This is a genomic window from Thalassospira sp. SM2505 (genome assembly GCF_054901115.1).
In genome coordinates this window covers 2,066,174-2,084,464 of sequence record NZ_CM142731.1, presented here as the reverse complement: position 1 = coordinate 2,084,464, position 18,291 = coordinate 2,066,174, and the positions used below count along the sequence as shown (strand labels likewise).

15 protein-coding genes are annotated in these 18,291 nt (G+C 54.4%); 6 read left to right on the top strand and 9 right to left on the bottom strand.

From position 1 onward, the window contains the following. Positions 1-11: 11 nt before the first annotated feature. The 3 genes from ACTU44_RS09625 (at position 12) to ACTU44_RS09615 (ending at position 3,401) form a co-directional block, all read left to right on the top strand. Positions 12-1,538, top strand: coding sequence for a malonate--CoA ligase (locus tag ACTU44_RS09625; protein ID WP_181850296.1), 1,527 nt, complete (start codon positions 12-14; stop codon positions 1,536-1,538). Positions 1,539-1,791: 253 nt separating this feature from the next. Further along, positions 1,792-2,505, top strand: a complete 714-nt coding sequence (locus tag ACTU44_RS09620; RefSeq protein WP_462097307.1) for a YkgJ family cysteine cluster protein — start codon at positions 1,792-1,794, stop codon at positions 2,503-2,505. A 113-nt stretch (positions 2,506-2,618) separates the two neighbouring features. Next, complete coding sequence (locus ACTU44_RS09615) at positions 2,619-3,401, top strand: glucose 1-dehydrogenase (protein ID WP_462097306.1); 783 nt, start codon at positions 2,619-2,621, stop codon at positions 3,399-3,401. Positions 3,402-3,486: 85 nt separating this feature from the next. Here ACTU44_RS09615 and dxs read toward each other — a convergent pair whose 3' ends face one another. From dxs to ACTU44_RS09590, 5 genes are all read right to left on the bottom strand, one after another. Beyond that, positions 3,487-5,406 (bottom strand): 1-deoxy-D-xylulose-5-phosphate synthase, encoded by a 1,920-nt coding sequence (gene dxs / locus ACTU44_RS09610; protein ID WP_114098778.1) that lies wholly within the window; start codon positions 5,404-5,406, stop codon positions 3,487-3,489. Between the two features lie 100 nt (positions 5,407-5,506). Further along, positions 5,507-6,475 carry an alpha/beta hydrolase family protein gene (locus ACTU44_RS09605; RefSeq protein WP_462097305.1) on the bottom strand — a complete coding sequence of 323 codons (969 nt, stop codon included), beginning with the start codon at positions 6,473-6,475 and terminating at the stop codon, positions 5,507-5,509. Between the two features lie 23 nt (positions 6,476-6,498). Next, complete coding sequence (locus ACTU44_RS09600; protein WP_114098780.1) at positions 6,499-7,395, bottom strand: polyprenyl synthetase family protein; 897 nt, start codon at positions 7,393-7,395, stop codon at positions 6,499-6,501. Positions 7,396-7,423: 28 nt separating this feature from the next. Next, positions 7,424-7,687: an exodeoxyribonuclease VII small subunit gene (locus tag ACTU44_RS09595; RefSeq protein ID WP_114098781.1), complete on the bottom strand. Its 264-nt coding sequence runs from the start codon at positions 7,685-7,687 to the stop codon at positions 7,424-7,426. Between the two features lie 112 nt (positions 7,688-7,799). After that, a complete protein-coding gene (locus ACTU44_RS09590; protein WP_462097304.1) occupies positions 7,800-8,729 on the bottom strand; it encodes a histone deacetylase family protein in 930 nt (309 codons plus the stop codon). Between the two features lie 682 nt (positions 8,730-9,411). Between ACTU44_RS09590 and ACTU44_RS09585 the strand changes: the two genes are divergently transcribed. Beyond that, positions 9,412-9,729, top strand: a complete 318-nt coding sequence (locus ACTU44_RS09585) for an ArsR/SmtB family transcription factor (RefSeq protein ID WP_068518198.1) — start codon at positions 9,412-9,414, stop codon at positions 9,727-9,729. Positions 9,730-9,830: 101 nt separating this feature from the next. On the opposite strand, the gene ACTU44_RS09580 is transcribed toward ACTU44_RS09585, so the two are convergent. From ACTU44_RS09580 to ACTU44_RS09565, 4 genes are all read right to left on the bottom strand, one after another. Next, positions 9,831-10,685: an EipB family protein gene (locus tag ACTU44_RS09580; protein ID WP_462097303.1), complete on the bottom strand. Its 855-nt coding sequence runs from the start codon at positions 10,683-10,685 to the stop codon at positions 9,831-9,833. Continuing rightward, entirely contained in the window at positions 10,682-11,632 is a 951-nt protein-coding gene (locus ACTU44_RS09575; protein WP_462097302.1) for an SPOR domain-containing protein, read from the bottom strand. Before ACTU44_RS09575 ends, ACTU44_RS09580 begins: the two co-directional genes overlap by 4 nt. Before the next feature lie 156 nt (positions 11,633-11,788). Continuing rightward, positions 11,789-13,576 carry an aspartate--tRNA ligase gene (gene aspS, locus ACTU44_RS09570; protein ID WP_114098881.1) on the bottom strand — a complete coding sequence of 596 codons (1,788 nt, stop codon included), beginning with the start codon at positions 13,574-13,576 and terminating at the stop codon, positions 11,789-11,791. 244 nt (positions 13,577-13,820) lie between these two features. Next, on the bottom strand, positions 13,821-14,375 hold the full coding sequence (locus ACTU44_RS09565) for a SixA phosphatase family protein (RefSeq protein WP_462097301.1): 555 nt from the start codon (positions 14,373-14,375) through the stop codon (positions 13,821-13,823). 178 nt (positions 14,376-14,553) lie between these two features. Between ACTU44_RS09565 and ACTU44_RS09560 the strand changes: the two genes are divergently transcribed. Both ACTU44_RS09560 and ACTU44_RS09555 read left to right on the top strand, forming a co-directional pair. Next, positions 14,554-16,701 carry an RNA degradosome polyphosphate kinase gene (locus tag ACTU44_RS09560; protein WP_114098784.1) on the top strand — a complete coding sequence of 716 codons (2,148 nt, stop codon included), beginning with the start codon at positions 14,554-14,556 and terminating at the stop codon, positions 16,699-16,701. A 45-nt stretch (positions 16,702-16,746) separates the two neighbouring features. Continuing rightward, a complete protein-coding gene (locus tag ACTU44_RS09555; protein WP_462097300.1) occupies positions 16,747-18,225 on the top strand; it encodes a Ppx/GppA phosphatase family protein in 1,479 nt (492 codons plus the stop codon). The last annotated feature ends 66 nt before the right edge of the window (positions 18,226-18,291 follow it).

The window sequence follows — 18,291 nt, the reverse complement described above, 5'->3', positions numbered from 1 at the left end:
TAGGTATGACCATGTCTGATAATCTTTTTCAAACCTTCCTCGACCGTTTCCCGGCAGACAAGTCGCGCACGTTTCTGATCGAACGTGACGGCACGGAACGCAGCTTTGCATGGTTGCTTGATCGAACCGGTCGCTATGCCGCTGTTCTTGCTTCCCACGGGGTGGTCAAGGGTGACCGCGTCGCAGCCCAGGTCGACAAGTCATCTGACGTGATTGCGCTTTATCTTGCCTGCTTGCAGCTTGGTGCCATTCACCTGCCGCTCAATACCGCCTATACCGGTGACGAAATTGCCTATTTCCTTGGCGATGCCGCACCGCGCGTTTTTGTGTGCCGACCTGCCCATATTGATGCTGCCACGGCCCTTGGCGATCAGAACAATGTTGCTGCTGTTCTTTCCCTTGGCTCCAATGGCGATGGCAGCCTCAACGATCAGGCCGCCAGTGCAACACCGATGACCGACATTGTAAGTGCCGACAAGGATGATGTTGCAGCAATCCTTTATACCTCGGGCACGACGGGGCGGTCCAAGGGCGCGATGCTGACCCATAACAATCTGGGTTCAAACGCCAGGACGCTTCATTCGGCGTGGGGTTTCAAACCGGGCGATACGCTTTTGCATGCGCTGCCGCTGTTTCACACCCACGGTCTGTTTGTGGCAATCAACATCATGCTGATGAATGGTGGCAAGGTCATCCTGCTTCCGAAATTCGATGCTGATGACGTTATTGAACGTCTGCCACAATCTACCGTCTTGATGGGCGTTCCGACCTTCTATACCCGCCTGCTGTCTCATCCGCAGTTCAATAAGGATGTTACCGCCAACATCCGGCTGTTTGTGTCGGGGTCCGCACCGCTTCTGGCCGAAACCCATGATGCGTTCTTTGAACGTACCGGTCATAAAATTCTTGAGCGTTACGGCATGACCGAAACCTGCATGAACACGTCGAACCCGCTGGACGGTGAACGTCGTCCTGGTGCGGTTGGCCCGACCCTTCCGGGGATCGAGGCACGGGTTTGTGACAAGGATGGCAATGTTCTGGGCGCTGGCGAAATAGGCGTTCTCGAAGTGCGCGGGCCGAACGTGTTCAAAGGCTACTGGCAGATGCCGGAAAAGACCGCCTCGGAATTCCGCACCGACGGCTTCTTTATCACGGGTGATCTCGCAACCATCGGTGAAGACGGCTATGTCACGATTGTCGGTCGCGACAAGGACCTGATCATTTCGGGTGGTTTCAACGTCTATCCAAAAGAAGTCGAGGAAGTCATCGCCGAATATGACGAGGTCGAGGAAGTCGCCATCTTCGGCCTGCCCCATCCCGATTTCGGCGAAGCCGTTGCCGGTGTCATTGTTGCCGCCAAGGGCGAAACAGCCGACACCGATACCATCATCAAACGCACCCAGGACAAGCTTGCAAAATTCAAGGTTCCCAAGCGCATCTGGGTGATCAAGGAATTGCCGCGCAACACCATGGGCAAAATTCAAAAGGCCGAACTGCGCAAGCAATATGCCGACACCTTTACCTCCCCTGCTGCATGATGTGATGTAGCCAATATCTCCCGCTGTCCTGACAGACAGCACCCAAAGGGTCATAGACCCAACCTTCCGGTCAGAGCCGATCTGGCCGGAATTTTTTTGTCTGAACGCAGGCCATCGACCCGACGTTTCCCCTTCCGTTACCTGCTGTTATGTCCTTGTTAGGATTTAGAACGCCAAGATGCTAAATTAGAAAACAGATAACAACCACGGCGCTGGTAACCTTAATGCGCCCATCAGGAAGACGCTGGGATATATGGCCGAACTTGACGACGCCATTGACAAGATATCGCAAAGTATTGCCACCACAGGTGCGCTCACCTGCGAGGCATCCCGTCGCTATGACGATATGTTCCAGACCTTCCGGCGCGAACTTGAACATGCCCTTGATGCCCAGCCAACCATGGCCGATGCCGCACGTTTGGCAATGTCCATGGTCGACACGGCCTCTAAGGCCATCGCATCAAGTTTCCCAAATCCGCAGCATCACGATTGCTGCGATCAATGCAGTGCTTGCTGCAATCTGTTTGTCAGTGTTCCACCCGGTGTCACAAGCCTGATTGCCGATCACATACGCAAGACATTTGATCACCGCGAACAGACAGACCTTCTTGCCCGTTTAAAAAATGCCGCAGCGATCATCGAACAGTCGAAAACAACGGCCGAGGTTCGCGTGCGCTGCCCGCTTCTGGGCGAAGATAACCGCTGTAGCATCTATGATGTCCGTCCGCTGTCCTGCCGTGCCTTTACCTCATCGGATGCAGGACGCTGTCACAGGATGGTCTTTGGGGATGACAGCGAACGTGCAACAACAATTGATCAGGACCCGGGCCATTACCGCCTGCATATCGAGGCGACCGACGCCCTGCAACAGACAGCCTCGCGGCGAAACCTGAACCCGCGGCAAAAGGGCTTTGTGCATGCGCTGCTTGATCAGCTTGATCCCGCGATCAAGTCGCCATCTGTCTGAGCAATCTGCACTTCCGCGCCACCAGCCATTGCAATCCCTGAAAAACACGACCATTTTCCGCAAGTCGGCTGTTCTGGCCGATCCTATTTTCCACACTCGAACACGGGGCAAATATGAGCAACGCGTCTGATCAACTGGTCGCTTTTGTCACAGGTGCGGCACAGGGTCTGGGTCTTGGCATTTCAAAACACCTTCTTGATACCGGTTGGCGGGTAACGCTGTTTGATCGCGATGAAGACGCCGGCAAAGAGGCCTTTGACGCCCTTGCCCCCGAACAGCAGGACCGCGCCCTGTTTATCGCTGGTGACGTCGCAAACGAAAGCGACGTCAAACTTGCTGTTCAGCAAACCGTTGACCGGTTCGGGCGCATTGATGGTCTGGTCAATAATGCCGGCATTGCAAATCCGCGTTCGGGTGGTATTGAGCACCTTGAATGGGATCAGTGGCAGCGTGTGATCAATGTCAATCTGGGTGGTGTGTTCCTTGCGACCAAACATGCAACACAACATCTGCGCCACACCAAGGGTGCGATTGTGAACATCGCATCGACCCGCGCGTTTCAATCCGAAGCCAATACAGAATCCTATGCCGCATCCAAGGGTGGTGTCGTTGCCCTGACCCACGCCCTTGCGGTCAGCCTTGCGGGCGACGTTCGCGTCAATGCCATTGCCCCGGGCTGGATCGAAGTCGGCGACTGGCAGAAATCATCCAACCGATCCCGACCCGAACATAGTGAAACCGACAAATCCCAACATCCGGTCGGGCGCGTCGGCACCCCAAACGACATTGCACAGGCGGTAAGCTTCCTTCTGGATGCAACGAAATCGGGCTTTATGACGGGTGAAACCATCCGCATTGATGGCGGCATGACGCACAAGATGATTTACGTCGAATAAGGTCCACCAGTCTCCGAAATGAAAACAGCGCAGATATCGCTATCTGCGCTGTTTGTATTTCAACAGACCCGATGATCAATCCGGTTTAGGCCCGCGCCTTGCTCTCGCTCAGACCAAGCGCACCAAGGGCCGTCTTGACAATAGCTGCGGCATCCAGACCGGCTTTCTGATACTGGATTTCCGGCTTGTCGTGATCAATCAGGCTATCGGGCAATGCCATGGTACGGATTTTAAGACCGTTATCCAAAAGCCCCTGCCCTGCCATGTGCTGAAGGACCATCGCGCCAAAGCCGTTGATCGAGCCTTCTTCGATAGTGATCAGGACTTCATGATTGCGGGCAAGATCGGCGATCAACTGGTGATCAAGCGGCTTGGCAAAGCGTGCATCGGCAACCGTTGCCGGAAGACCGCGCGCTGCCAGATCCTCTGCCGCCAGAAGGGCTTCTGCCAGACGGGTACCATAGGACAGAATGGCAATCTTTCCACCTTCGCGCAGAATGCGGCCCTTGCCGATTTCAAGAACCTGTCCCTCGGTCGGCATTTCAACACCAACACCCTCGCCACGCGGATAGCGGAACGCACTCGGCCGGTCATCAATCGCCCATGCGGTCGTGGTCATGTGAACCAGTTCCGCCTCATCAGCAGCAGCCATCAGAACAAAGTTCGGCAAACAACCAAGATAGGCAATGTCATAGGCCCCGGCATGGGTTGCACCATCCGCGCCGACCAGACCTGCACGGTCCATTGCAAAACGCACCGGAAGGTTCTGGATCGCAACATCATGAACAACCTGATCATAGCCACGCTGCAGGAAGGTCGAATAAAGCGTGCAAAACGGCTTGTAGCCCTCGCACGCCATACCGGCGGCAAAGGTCACCGCGTGCTGTTCGGCAATGCCAACGTCAAAGGCACGATCCGGGAAACGGTCGGCAAAGATATTCACACCGGTGCCCGATGGCATGGCGGCGGTAATTGCCGTGACTTTTTCGTCCTTTTCACCAAGCTTGACCAGCGTTTCGCCATACACCTTGGTGTAGCTTGGCGCATTCGGGGTTGGCTTGGCCTGTTTCCCGGTCACCACATCAAACTTGGCAACGCCATGATATTTGTCTGCGGCACTTTCGGCCGGGCCATAACCCTTGCCCTTTTGCGTGACCGCATGGATCAGGATCGGACCATCAACATCGGCATCACGTACATTTTTAAGTACCGGCAACAGATGATCCATGTTGTGACCATCAATCGGACCGACATAGAAGAATCCCATTTCTTCAAACAGGGTCCCGCCCGTGACCATGCCACGGGTATATTCTTCAAGCTTGCGCGCAGCTTCTTCGATCTGGCGCGGCAGATGCTTTGTCAGGCCCTTCGCAGCGTTGCGCAGCCCCTGATAGCCCTTGCCGGAAATCAGGCGTGACAGATAACCCGACATGGAGCCCACCGGCGGGGCAATCGACATGTCGTTATCGTTCAGGATGACAATCAAACGCTGGTCGGTGGCCGCAGCATTGTTCATGGCTTCATAGGCCATGCCCGCACTCATCGACCCGTCGCCGATCACGGCAATGACATTCTTGCGCTTGTCATCGGAAAGCTGGTTGGCCACCGCCATGCCAAGACCGGCCGAGATCGAGGTGGAGCTGTGGCCCGCCCCGAACGGATCATATTCGGACTCGGATCGCTTGGTGAAACCCGAAAGACCACCGCCCTGGCGTAGCGTGCGAATACGGTCACGACGCCCGGTCAGGATTTTATGCGGATAGCACTGATGGCCGACATCCCAGATCACGCGGTCATACGGCGTATCAAACAGGTAATGGATCGCAACCGTCAGCTCAACCACACCAAGGCCTGCACCAAGATGTCCGCCCGTGACAGATACGGCATCAATCACCTCGGCGCGCAATTCGTCTGCCACCTGTCGCATCTGCGCAGGCTGCAATTTGCGCAGCTCGTCAGGAGTGTTAATCGTATCCAACAGCGGGGTCTTGGAGGTCGTGCTCATACCGATCTCGATTTTCAATTTTTATATGGCGTAGATTACAACAGGGTGACGTTTCCATGTCCAAGTTGCAAGCTGCGTAAAATAGCGAGGTTCAACTGAATTAGCGACCCTGAATTTCACCTGATTTCACACGTTCGAGAAAGCCGTAAACAACTTGTTCGACAGTGCGATGAATGGCATCGCGTTCACGACCAAAATCACGGCATAAATAGCCAAAGTTTTCAGCAATATACGGGGTACATTGAGGTAAGAATGAATAGTGCCCGGCCCCTTTGACCCGGACAAACTTTGCCCGCCCGCGCAGAAGCTTTCGGAAATGCGCGGCATTGACGTGATCATGCAGGATTTCGTCTCTATCGGCCTCGACAAACAGCATCGGCACGGAAACATCCGACAGGCCATCATCAGTGGCCGCCACACCAAATGCCGGTGTCACTGCAATGATTGCCGCAATCCTCGGATCATATTCCGAAACCACCGGCCCGCCATTGGCGGCATGAAGCTGGTCAATGTGATCATCCGTTGGCGCAAACTGGCAAATCACCCTGTCACTTTCGGCATTGAGCGCACAGTAACTTTGCCAGGCCTTGGCATCAAAATCCCATCCCGCCAGCTTAAGGACCGTCGCCCCGCCAGCCGAATGGCCCAGCGCGTAAATGCGATCCGGGTCGATGTGATCGGCGATTTCCCCATGATCAAGCAACAGATCAAGCGCCAGACGCATTTCGCGCGGGCGTCGTTCAATGATCGTCAATTGCCTTGCATCGGACGCATCAAGGTAATTATCCCCTTCATGCTGCGGGGCGGCCACAATATAGCCGCGCCGTGCCAGATATTCGGCCAACCAGAACTGGTTAAACCGATGGCCTTCCGATCCATGCGAAAACATCACAATCGGAAACAGCCCGTCACCGGCAAAGGGCACATTGCGCGCCGCACTGGATGCCACCCCCATATGACGCACCGGTTTTTCCGGCATTTCTGCCGGATACCAGATCGCAAGCGGGAACGGGTCCTTGTCAAACAGCCGGTCACGAAAACCGGCTGTATATTTTGGCTGATCAGTCATGGTGGGGCGCGTGACTGTCTGGATTACCGGCCGCGTTCAACAACGAACCGCGCCACTGCACGCAGCGGTTCGGCTTCATCGTCAAAGCAGCTCAGATGGTTGATCGCCTGATCACACAGCATCTTTGCCTGATCGCGAGCCTGTTCCAGCCCCAGCAATTTGACAAAGGTCGACTTGTCCTGATCGATATCCTTGCCTGCAGTCTTGCCAAGTTCTTCGGAACTTGCCTCGACATCAAGCAGGTCATCCTTGATCTGGAATGCCAAGCCCATGTCATGGGCATAGGACCGCAACGCCATGCGAATGCTTTTGGGTGCCTTGCCAAGAATGGCACCGGCTTCGCAGGCAAAGGCAAACATCCGACCGGTTTTCAGCAGATGAAGGTGGGTTACCTGTGCCTGATCAAGGGACTGGCCTTCGCCCGCCAGATCGATCATCTGCCCCCCCACCATGCCATGCGGCCCCGCCGCACGGGCAAGCGCACGCACAAGATCGGTACAGACACGCGGATCAGGATGGGTGTCTTCGTCTGCCAGAACTTCGAATGCCTGGGTCAGAAGCGCGTCACCGGCAAGGATTGCGGTCGCCTCGTCAAACTGCTTGTGGCAGCTTGGCTTGCCGCGCCGCAGATCATCATCATCCATCGCGGGCAGATCATCATGGATCAGCGAATAGCTGTGAACCATCTCGACCGCCGCAGCAACGCGCAAAGCAGAATGGCGTGACACCTTGAACAAAGATGCCGAGCTCAGCACCAGAAACGGGCGCAGGCGTTTGCCCTCGCCCAAGGTGGAATAACGCATCGCCTGAAACAGGCGCTGCTCAATCTGGCCATTGGCACGCGGTAAAATTTTGTCGAGTGTCTCACCAAGATCGGCAGACGCTGCACTCAGTCCGGCAAGCAGGTCGTAACTCACCACGGTCTCCGAAAGTTAAGGGGCAATCGCCCTATTCAATTTCAATTGGGGTTGCCGACGGGCGGCCATCCGCATTCAGGGTGATTTTTTCAATGCGCTCTTCGGCCGCACGTAACTTGTCCGCACAATGACGTTTCAGGGCTGCACCACGTTCATATGATGCAATCGCGTCATCCAGTCCAACCTGGCCCTGCTCAAGCTGGCGGACAAGGGTCTCTAGCTGACCCAATGCCTCTTCAAAGCTGAGTTTTGCGATATCATCAGGGATGGCGGAAGATGAAGTAGCCTCGGACATGTAAGCTCCATTTCTTTGAGTGCGCCGGAGTTTACGCGTAAGTCCTGATCAGGGCAACCAGACAGAGTGGAATTTCGTCTTGTCTAAACATTAGGATAACAGTCGCCATCCCTTAGCCCGTCATAAGGGTTCGTACATGCTGCAGCACACTTTCGGCAAGCGACGGCAAATCATATCCGCCCTCAAGAAGCGACACCAGACGCCCGTCGCATTGCGCATCGGCAAGCGCCATTAATTGCCGGGTGATCCAGACGAAATCGTCGGTCTCGAAGCACAGGCCTGCCAGCGGATCGTTCTTGTGGGCGTCAAACCCCGCCGAGACGATCAGAAGTTCCGGCTTGAAAGCTGAAATGCCCGGAATCACGGTTTCATTAAAGGCCGCCTGAAGTTCGGCTGTTCCGGCACCTGCAGGCAATCCGACATTAAGGATATTGTTGGCACAGCCCCGTTCGGTCTCGGCACCGGTGCCGGGATAAAGCGGCCATTGATGGGTCGAACAATAAAACAGATCCGGATCGTTAAAGAACAAATCCTGCGTACCATTGCCGTGATGAACATCAAAATCCATCACTGCGATGCGTTTCAAACCGTAACGCTTGCGCGCGTAATGGGCGGCAATCGCGGCATTGTTAAACAGACAGAATCCCATCGCCCGGTCATATTCGGCATGGTGCCCGGGCGGGCGCGTGGCAACAAAGGCATTATGTTCATGACCATCCACGACCGCGTCAACGGCAACGCATGCCCCGCCGACAGCACGCAGCGCCGCCTTGCCCGATTTTGGCGAAATATAGGTATCGCCATCAAGTGACTTGATGCCGCTTTCCGGAATAGACGCCATCACCTTGTCGACATAGGCCGGATCATGCACAGCCTTGATCAGGTCCATATCGCCCAGCGGGGCTTCTTCACGGTGAAGAAACATGAATTCCTCGGCCTCGAAAACACGCTGAATGACGCGCAATCGGTCCGAGCTTTCCGGGTGGCCCGGGCCGGTATCATGTTCAATGCAATCGTGATGCGTAACGAACAGTGTCGCCATCTCTTTTGGTCGCCTTCCTGATTGGATCAGCAATATGATCGGGTCTTGCAGGATTATGCTGCGCATCTCCTGCTTATATGCGTGATTTTGGTATCATAATCGCGACGCCGGGCGCGCCGCTTTGTTCTAAATCAGCATATCCCCCATGGGCGCTGCAAGTTCTTTGGTTGTTTTTTAAACCAAACCGGGCGACCTCTGACCGTTAAAATTGTAATCACTTTCACAGTTTCGCCTTTTTCTCGATGTTAGATTTGCGTAATCGACGAAGTTCCTGAAAGCGACGCAAAAGACACCTTTAGACGATAAATTGCCCGTAATTCGGCGCATTTTTGCCTTTAAGCCTTGCAAAAGTCAGGGGGTGGATCAAGAAACGCTTATCAGTGAACTTTCTGATATCAACGCGGAAATCCGGTGTATCGCGAGGTATTCCAACCGAGTAACAATCAAATGATGTCCTGTTGAGAATAAACTGCATCTTGACAGAACCGGCATATACTTGAGAATAAGAACGAGCCAAACATTAGTGTTTGGTGGGTTCAAGAGCCACAACCTTTCAGGTTGTATAAGGAATGGAAACTCCGGTCGCATGATCTTCATCTGCTTTGATGGGATCAAATGACAAAAAAAATCGGATTTTCATTGGGACAATGGCCGCTTGCGGCCAGGCTTATAAGGAAGCCAAATGGAACTAAACCATTTAGAACAAAAGGCCCAACAGGCGAGCACCCTGTTAAAGGCCATGAGCAATCAGAGCAGACTGCTTATTCTTTGCCAACTTAACGAAGGCGAAAAGTCCGTTGGCGAACTAGAACGTATCGTCGGGCTAAGCCAGTCCGCCCTGTCGCAGCACCTTGCACGCCTGCGTCGTGACAAACTTGTTAAAACCCGTCGCGAGGCACAGACCATTTTCTACTCGTTGCATGGTGACGAAGCTCTGCGTGTCATCAAGACACTCTATGGGCTTTATTGCGATACCAGCAGCAATGCCGCTGCTGCGTGAAAATGATCAGGGTAATCCCCCACAAAAAAAAGCCTGCCATTTGTGGCAGGCTTTTTTTTGTGGCTTAACACCATATCACACGCAACAGCATGCCCGTCGGGTCATGACCCGCAATCAGGCTGCGGCAGCAACGATACCTTATCAAGCGTTCCCAGCACCTCGAACTCGCCATAGTCGAACCGCATGGCATGGGCGACCCCATTCAGCCCGAAATCCACCGCCATCTCGGTCGAAGGACCATTTTCCGCAGCACCCAGCGGATAGAATGCCAAATTCATGCGATGGAACAGCGTCGTTGCGATCTTGTCAGGATCATCAGCATTATGGTCCGGCTTCTTTTGATCTGAAATGACCACGGCAATCCGGTTGGTCGGTGTTTCACCACTGCCATCAAAGACAAGATCATTGCCAAATTTCTCACCGGCCGCTGCGCGCTCAAGCAACATTGCCGAATGCTGCGTCGGGAACATCGTATCTGCCGGAAGCTCCTCGGTCACTTCAACCGGGACCTGATAGCTCACCTTGACAGCGTCGCTTTCACGGACGGCCGATCCGACGATTTCATCAACCTTGGTACCGTCAAGATAGTCGCTCATCCGGAAACGATAATGCGCGCCAGCAAAGTCTTCCCACTGGGTCATGGAATAGGCTGAATTGATTGCGGTTCCTTCCGCGCCTTGCAGAATCATGATCTGCTGCATTTCAGTGACCCAGCCATCGCACATTTTTTCAAAGCGATAACCAAGGACACCCGATGCATCAACCACCGAACTCCCCTGATCAGAACGGGTCATCTTGAAATGATATTCCGCGACATGCGGGATCATTGCACTTTCGACACTGGAAACACTTCCAGCCTGTGCCGCACATCCTGCAAGCCCCAAACACAAGATCAGCGTTCCTGCGAAGGAACGCCGACTTTCTTCAAACTTCGAAAACAAAACCGACAATATCACTCTCCGGTGGCGCCAATCCCGACAATCCAGGGATCTTTAACACCCTTTTTGACAGCAAGAAGGCGTAAATCATTTGCATGTTCTGCCGAAAGCGGACCGACTGCAACCCGCATATAATTGCGACCATTCACAAGTGCAGTCAAAAGCCGGGGCTGATATTCGTTGTAAATCTCAAGGGCCTTCTGCGCACGGGCTTCATTGGCAAAACTTGCCAAGATCACATAATCACCCGGCAGAGGTGCTGCAAGTACATCGCCAGCCAATCCCTTGCCATCGACCGCTGCATCAATCCCGGTTGCATTGGCCACAGGCGCATTGTCATCGGTCATAACCGCGGCATCAACCAGGGCAGCTGTCATTGTTTCGGGCTGCGCGGTTTCTGCCGGTTTGGCGTCGGGAACATAACCGGCAATCGCGGCATCGGCTTCGGCCTGCGGATCAAGCACATTGCCTTCATTGCCATAGGACACAACATCACCGGCATCGAACTGCTCGGATGCCGAGGCAACTTCGACCGGCTTTTCACTTACGGGCGTGCCAAGTTCGGTTTGGGCAATTGTTGCACGCGGCGGAAGATCGGTCTTGATAATCGGCGTTGCATTCATATCAACCGGGCGTGACCAGTTCTCAGCGGGCGCATTGACCGCATAAATCTCGGGTCGGGCGGTACGGATTTCCTGTTTGATTTCCGGCTCGCCCAGTGGGGCGAGTGCTGCTGCTTCTTCGGCAAGAACGATTTCGTCGTCCTTGCAGATATCCTGATCAAACAGCGGACGATGCAGCGCGCAATCCTGTTCGGCAACGATGGACACAGCATGATCTGTCGTGCTTTTTCCTGTGGTCACATAGCTGATCAAATCACCTGCCAGCTTGGCGACGGTAAGCTCAATCGGCCCACCGCACGCACCGAGTGCCAATGGTGCAGCCACAACGAGTATCTTTTTCACAGGCCATCCCCCGAAGGATCAAATTTGTTATCTTCGCGGTACTTTGGCGCATCGGCAGTTAATATTAGGTAACCAGTTGGCACAAAAGAAAACGGCCCGGACAAACCCGGGCCGTTCATCACATGATATATCCGGGCCCGAAGCCCCGAAACATAATCAGTCTTTTTTCGCCTTCGGCGGCAGCTGAACACGCAGATGCAGTTCTTTAAGCTGCTTGTCTTCGACATTCGAAGGCGCGTTCATCATAAGATCCTGTGCCTGCTGGTTCAGCGGGAAGGCAATGACTTCGCGAATGTTCGGCTCGTCAGCAAGCAACATGACGATACGGTCAACACCCGGGGCAGAACCACCGTGCGGCGGTGCGCCGAATTTGAACGCGTTAAGCATGCCGCCAAACTGTTCTTCGACCACGTCCTGACCGTAACCGGCAATTTCGAACGCCTTGTACATGATGTCCGGACGGTGGTTACGAATGGCACCCGACGACAGCTCGATACCGTTACACACGATGTCATACTGCCAGGCCTTGATATCAAGCGGGTTCATGTTTTCAAGCGACTCAAGACCGCCCTGCGGCATCGAGAACGGGTTGTGGCTGAATTCGATCTTGCCGTCGTCATCTTCCTCATACATCGGGAAGTCAACAATCCAGCAGAACTTGAACATACCTTCTTCGCGCAGTTCAAGTTCGTCACAGACCTTGTCACGGACCTTGCCTGCAAACTTGGCCGCAGCCAAGGCCTTGTCACACACGAAGAACACAGCATCGCCGTTCGATACGCCTGCGATTTCCTTGATCTGCGCAATACGATCGGCATCAAGGTTCTTGGCAATCGGGCCTTTTGCTTCGCCGTCTTCGCCATAAACGATATAGCCAAGACCAGCCGCACCCTCGTCACGTGCCCATGAGTTCAGCTTGTCAAAGAAGCTGCGCGGACGCGAAGCGGCACCGGTTGCCTGAATGGCGCGAACGACCGAACCTTTTTCGATGTTCGAGGCAAAGATACCAAAGCTCGAACCACGGAACGGCTCGGTTACATCGGAAATCAGAAGCGGGTTACGCAGATCCGGCTTGTCCGAACCGTATTTCGCCATCGATTCATCGAACGGAATACGCGGGAACGGGAACGGGGTAACATCACGACCACCGCCGAACTCGACAAAGATCTCATAGAGAACCGGCTCGATCGCGGCGAACACGTCTTCCTGGGTGGCAAAGGCCATCTCGAAGTCGAGCTGATAGAATTCACCCGGCGAGCGGTCAGCACGTGCATCTTCATCGCGGAAGCACGGTGCAATCTGGAAGTAACGGTCAAAGCCAGAAACCATCAGAAGCTGTTTGAACTGCTGCGGAGCCTGCGGCAGCGCATAGAACTTGCCCGGATGCATACGCGACGGAACCAGGAAGTCACGTGCGCCTTCCGGCGAGCTTGCCGTCAGGATCGGGGTCTGGATTTCAAGGAAGCCCTGTGCAGTCATTTTCTGACGCATGGCCGAAATGACCTTCGAACGCAGAACGATGTTCGAATGAACACTTTCGCGACGCAGATCAAGGTAACGGTGACGCAGGCGGATTTCCTCGCCATATTCAACGTCGCCAAAGACCGGCATCGGCAGAACTTCAGCCGCGGACTGAACTTCGATATTCGATGCATAAACCTCAATCTCGCCGGTCGGCAGATTCGGGTTGATGGTTTCCGCAGTACGTTTGACAACCTTGCCATCGACCGTGATCACGCTTTCGGCGCGCGCTTTATCAAGCGTTTCAAACAGCGGGCTGGAAATGTCGATCACGACCTGGGTGATGCCGTAATGGTCGCGCAGGTCAACAAACAGAAGGTTGCCGTGGTCACGCTTACGGTGAATCCAGCCAGACAGACGAACTTCCGCATCTGCGTCAGTCGCGCGCAGCGCATTACAATTATGTGAGCGATAAGGATGCATTGTCATTCCAGGTTGCTTTATATTTTGGGCCGCCAATTTGGCCGCAAAGGTGCATGCCAGACCCGCGCTGTCAAACAAAAAACGCACCACAACAGACCCGTTCCGACATTTTCGGAACGTTTCGCGGTGATGTGTTCACTGCCGTTCATACGCGGCGTCAAAATTTCCGCGGTATAAAACGCTCTCGAAGGCGGCGCGTCAAGTGCCCGTCTTGCATATCACCAACTTGCAGATCGCCAGTTCGTCACGATCCGACCTTGATTGCCTGCAAATCCTTGACCTTGGTAAAGCCGATCAGGGTGCCGGAGCCAAAGGTGATATCCGTCCAGCTTTCCACATCAAATTTGAAATGCGCCAGCGCGCATGTCGGATATTTGCGCGCCATTGCATCTCGGGCCTCGGCGTCCCCGGCCCCGAACAGTGCCTGCGCAAACATCTCGATACCGGGATTATGACCGATAAACATCACCGACGTCGCGTCTTCATGGGTGTGATGAAGGCTTTCAAGCAACACGCTTTCACCGGCCATATAAAGATCTTCGCTATAGATCACATCGGCATGGGTGGCAAAATCGCGCCCCAGAAGACCAAGTGTCTGCACCGTGCGGGCCGCCGTCGAACACCAGACAAGATCAGGTATCAGGGCCTGCTCACGCAGGAAACGCCCCATAAATGGTGCCGCCTTTTCGCCGCGACGGTTGAGTTCACGGTCATGGTCGGCCCGACCGGGGTCGGACCAGCTTGATTTTGCATGCCTGAGCAACAGCAACGTCTTCATGTCTTCGGTCTTTACAGCCATGAATGATGATCAAACGGTGTTCTTCCATGCCATATAGAAGCCTGTAGCGCCATCAGAAAAACTGACACATAAATTTAAGAAAATTGCACGGGCGCAAACAGTTATCCTATACTCCATTTGCAACCGGGAACTGTCGCATAAATTCAAAGACATTCCCTCAATCCGCAGGAGGCATAGCGTGACACACGCCGCTGCAGTTCAATCAAGCGCGATCACCATTGATTCGGAAAGCCGTTTCATAAACCGCGAACTTTCGTGGCTGGCTTTCAACAATCGCGTTCTTGAAGAAGCCCAGAATAGCGGGCACCCGCTGCTTGAACGCTTGCGCTTTCTGTCGATCTCGGCCAGCAACCTTGATGAATTTTACATGGTGCGTGTCGCAGGTCTTGTCGGTCAGTTGCGCGCAGGCATGACCAAGGTCAGTCAGGATGGTATGAGCCCGTCCGAGCAGCTGCGCGCCATTACCTTTGATGCCAACCAGCTGATGCAGGATCAGCAACGCATCTGGCGACAGCTTAGCCGTGAAATGGAACAACAGGGCATTTCGGTCATTGATCAGTCCGACCTGACCCAGACGGACCGCAAATGGCTTGATGGCTATTTCATGCGCGAAATCTTCCCGACCCTGACACCGCTTGCCATTGATCCGTCACACCCCTTCCCGTTCATTCCCAACCTTGGCTTTGCCATTGTGATGCAGCTGTTTGATCCGGCTGACGGGCACAATATGCGCGGCCTGATCCCGGTCCCGCAAAAGATCGGGCGCTTCCTGCGTCTGCCGGGTCGCAATGAACGCTATCTTCCGGTCGAACAGGCGATCTTGCTGTATCTTGGCAAGCTGTTCCCGGGCTTTGACATGATCGAACATGGCTTCTTCCGTGTCATCCGTGACTCGGATGTCGAGATCGAGGAAGAAGCAGAAGATCTGGTGCGCGTTTTCAAAACCGCCCTGAAACGTCGCCGTCGCGGCAGCATCATCCGCCTTAAGGTCAATGCGGCAATCCCCGAAGACCTTCTGGACTTTGTCATTGATGAACTTGATGTCGCCCTTGAAGAAGTCGTCAAGGTTGACGGCCTTCTGGGGGTCGTCGATGTCAAACAGCTGATCGATTCCGATCTGCATCATGACCTTTTGTTTGCCCCCTATGCGGCGCGTTACCCGGAACGTGTGCGTGACTTTGGCGGTGATTGCTTTGCTGCCATCAGCAAAAAGGACCTTGTGGTTCACCACCCGTTCGAAGATTTCGACGTGGTGGTGCAGTTCCTGCTTCAGGCTGCACGCGACCCGGATGTCGTCACCATCAAGCAGACCCTTTATCGTACCTCGGAAAACAGCCCGATTGTCAAAGCCCTGATTGCGGCTGCCGAGGCCGGTAAATCCGTCACCGCCATGGTCGAACTCAAGGCCCGCTTTGACGAGGAAGCCAACCTGCGCTGGGCGGCCGACCTTGAACGTGCCGGCTGTCAGGTGGTTTATGGCTTCCTTGACTGGAAAACCCATGCCAAGGTGTCGCTGGTTGTCCGCCGCGAAACCCACGGCCTTAAAACCTATGTCCATTTCGGGACCGGGAACTATCACCCGATCACCGCAAAGTTCTATACCGACATTTCATTCTTCTCCTGCGATCCGGCTTTGGGGCGCGATGCGGCAAGCATCTTTAACTTCATGACCGGTTATGCGACCCCGCGTTCCCTTGAAAAGATCGCGATTGCCCCGCATACACTCCGCCCGACACTTTTGACCCATATTGATCAGGAAATCGAAAACTGCAAGGCTGGCAAGCCATGTGGCATCTGGGCCAAGATGAACAGTCTGGTCGATCCGGTTGTGATTGATGCGCTCTATCGGGCAAGCCAGGCCGGTGTGCATGTTGAACTGGTGGTGCGCGGGATTTGCTGTTTGCGTCCGGGTGTGCCGGGGCTTTCGGAAAATATCCGGGTCAAATCAATTGTCGGTCGCTTCCTTGAACATTCGCGTATTGTGGTCTTTGCCAATGGGGCAAAGCTTCCGTCGCGCAAGGCCAAGGCATTTATCTCGTCTGCGGACTGGATGCCGCGTAATTTGAACCGTCGTGTTGAAACCCTTGTTCCGGTTGAAAATCCGACCTGTCAGCGCCAGATTGTTGAACAGATCATGATTGCCAACCTCAAAGACACGGCACAGGCTTGGTACCTGCAAGCTGACGGTTCCTATGAACGCTGCGAAGCCGGTGAAAAGGCGTTTTCGTCACACCAGTATTTCATGACCAACCCGTCCCTGTCAGGCCGCGGTAGCGCCCTGAATGAAGAGGACCCGAATGTCCCCGTTCTGCAGCTTGATGATTGATCCTTCCAAGATGCCGACACACGACCAACAGGTGCCATCAACAGTATGCTAACTGACCAACGGGCTTCCAACCGCATCGCGATTATTGATGTTGGCTCAAACTCTGTGCGCCTTGTCATTTTCGATGGCATGACACGTGCCCCAGTCCCGATTTTCAACGAGAAAGTCATGTGCGGACTGGGACGCGACCCCGAAGACACCGGCAAGCTCAACCCCGAGGGGGTCGAGCTTGCCGTGGTCGCCATGCAGCGGTTTGCAACGCTTTTACGTGCCATGAAGGTCGCTCGTGTAGATGTTCTTGCCACCGCTGCTGTGCGCGCGGCAAGTGATGGCAAACTGTTTTGTGATCGCATTGCCAGGGAAACCGGACTGACGGTCAAGGTAATTGACGGCCTTGAAGAAGCGCGGCTTTCTGCCCTTGGCATTATTTCCGGTGACCCGGTTGCAAGTGGCATTATGGGTGATATTGGTGGCGGGTCGCTTGAACTCGTCCTGCTTGATCGGGGCGAGATTAAAAAGCGCGTCAGCCTTCCCCTCGGGGCCATGCGTCTTCATGCCGTATTCGGTTCGAACCGTGCGCGCCTGACCGCCGAAATCACCCGTTATCTTGACAGTGTCGACTGGCTCTCCGAAGCAAGCGGGCAGCAGCTTTTTGCGGTTGGCGGATCATGGCGTTCGATTGCCAAACTGTTCATCGCTCAGGAAAACTATCCGATTTCTGTGGTGCATAACTTGGCAATGCCCCGATCCGAAATGGATGAACTGACCCACATTATTTCGCAGCAAAGCCGTATCTCGCTTGAAAAGATTGGCGGTGTCTCCAAACGCCGTGTCGACAGCCTGCCCCATGCCGCCCTTGTCATGAACATGCTATTGGCACGCATGCGCCCGAACGAGGTCGTCTTTTCCGGCCATGGCCTGCGTGAAGGCTGGATGTATGAAGTCCTGCCAGAAGACTTGCGTCAGCGCGACCCGCTTCTTGATGCCTGCCTCAGCTTCGCCGAGGACGGTGAACGCTTTCATCAGCATGGTGAGGAAGTCGCGCGCTGGTGTGCGCCCATCTTCTCCGAACTGCCTGACAATATCGAACGCTTGCGCCTTGCAGCCTGTATCATTGGCGATGTCGGCTGGAACGAACATCCTGATTATCGCGCAATACAGAGCTATAACCGCATTCTGCGTCACCCCTATCTTGATCTGAACCATCATGACCGGGTGTTTCTCGCCTACACAATCGGGTCGCGCTATACCGGCAACTTCAAGGGTGATGAAGCCAGCGACCGGATCCTTGATGATGATGCCCGTCTGACCGGCCGCCTGTTTGGTCATGTCATTCGACTTGGGCATACGCTTTCGGGCGGGGTTGAGGGCATTTTGCAACAAACCCGGCTTCTGCTTGAAGGTGACAAGCTGATCCTTGAGTTCGATGAAAAGGTCTCGACACTCTATGGCGAGGTTGTTGAACAACGGCTTTCAAAGCTTGCCAAACTGATGAACCGCGAAAGCGAAGTCCGTCTGAAATAATTCAGGAACGGTTTGCTTTCGCATACAAAACCGCTATTTTGGGGTTGCCTTCCGGCACCCCGTCCG